The sequence below is a fragment of the Protofrankia sp. Cr1 genome (assembly GCF_963555865.1).
GTDB lineage: Bacteria > Actinomycetota > Actinomycetes > Frankiales > Frankiaceae > Protofrankia.
In genome coordinates, this window is the sequence record NZ_CAUVXO010000046.1 from 18389 (window position 1) to 19607 (window position 1219).

At 68.4% G+C, this 1219-nt stretch carries 2 protein-coding genes and 1 pseudogene; all 3 read left to right on the forward strand.

Features of this window, described 5'->3' with window-relative positions; all coding sequences use genetic code 11:
* Positions 1 to 71 precede the first annotated feature (71 nt).
* Complete coding sequence (locus tag U9980_RS06755; RefSeq protein WP_322767146.1) at positions 72 to 347, forward strand: WhiB family transcriptional regulator; 276 nt, start codon at positions 72 to 74, stop codon at positions 345 to 347.
* Between the two features lie 67 nt (positions 348 to 414).
* Positions 415 to 618 carry a hypothetical protein gene (locus U9980_RS06760; RefSeq protein WP_322767147.1) on the forward strand — a complete coding sequence of 68 codons (204 nt, stop codon included), beginning with the start codon at positions 415 to 417 and terminating at the stop codon, positions 616 to 618.
* A gap of 140 nt (positions 619 to 758) precedes the next feature.
* Positions 759 to 1219: pseudogene (locus U9980_RS06765) on the forward strand (nucleotide pyrophosphatase); the annotation flags it as partial.

Genomic DNA, 1219 nt, shown 5'->3' on the forward strand with positions numbered 1-1219 from the left:
GATCTTTTCTCGACCGGACCTGACCGAATATTCCGTGACCGATTCCTGACTGAAGGTCGGAGGTGACCCCGGTGTTCGACCCCTTGACCATCGCCCGGATCGAGCGGGACCGGCTGGCGCTGCCCTGCTGGGACGTTGACCCGGATCTGTTCTTCGCCGAGTCCCCCGAGGACGTCGAAGCGGCGAAGGCGGTCTGCCGTGACTGCCCCCTGCGCCACGCCTGCCTGGTGGCCGCCCTTGACCGCTGCGAGCCCTGGGGTGTCTGGGGCGGTGAGCTCGTCGTCACGGGCGCGGTCGTCCCCCGCAAGCGGCCCCGCGGTCGACCCCGCAAGAGCATCGCAGCCTAGAGGGCCAAAGGTGGCGCGATCATCGTTCTCTCGCGCCGCCGGAGGCCGCAATCCTCAGAGTACTGACGTGAGCCACACGCCCCGCCGGCTGATCGCTCGAATCGTGCCCGTCGAGGACCGGACTCCGACCCCGATCATGATGCAGCTGGTCGAGTCCGGTCGGGCCCGGTTGGCGGTACGACCCGGATATCGGCCGAGAATGCGTCCGAGCGACGGCACCGATCAGCTCGGTAAGGCGCTCGAGGCGCTACGCGATGAGGAAACGTGGTGAAACCCAGCGGATTGTTCGTATGGCGATCTGGAGATGTTGATCCGTACGTCGACCGGTGGTCCATGGGGTGCCGGTAGGGTCCGATCGTGCCCAGCAGCCAGCGCACGTTTCCGGTCCAGGTCGGTGCCCGTGACGCAGTCCTGATCGCGGACAACCAGGTTCACACCGGGCCTGAGGGTGACATCCTGTCGGCCGCGGTCGCCGTCCTGACGAATCCGGACCTGGCCGCTGTCGTGGACCTCGTGGCATGGGTCCGCGATGGTTGGCTCAATGTCGCCAACGTCGACGGCGCCTCCAGAGTGGCACTCGCCGACCCGGCCGGCCGCTGGCAGGTGCTGCACGGGCATGATCCCGTGGCCGTGCAGGATCCGATGCACGGCGTTCCGCTGGACGTGGCGCTGGATGATCCGTCACCGCCGAACGACCGCAACTCCTACCCGCTCGCCGGGGTACGGCTCGCCTCGGTCTTCGCCGATCCGCACCGGTCACCGGACATCGTGGTCGTCCACAGTGCGGCGCATCACTGGCCGGAGCGCGGCGGGCACCTGGGTGAGCACGGGTCGCTGGACGCGGGTCAGTCCCGGGCGCCGCTGGTGCTGTC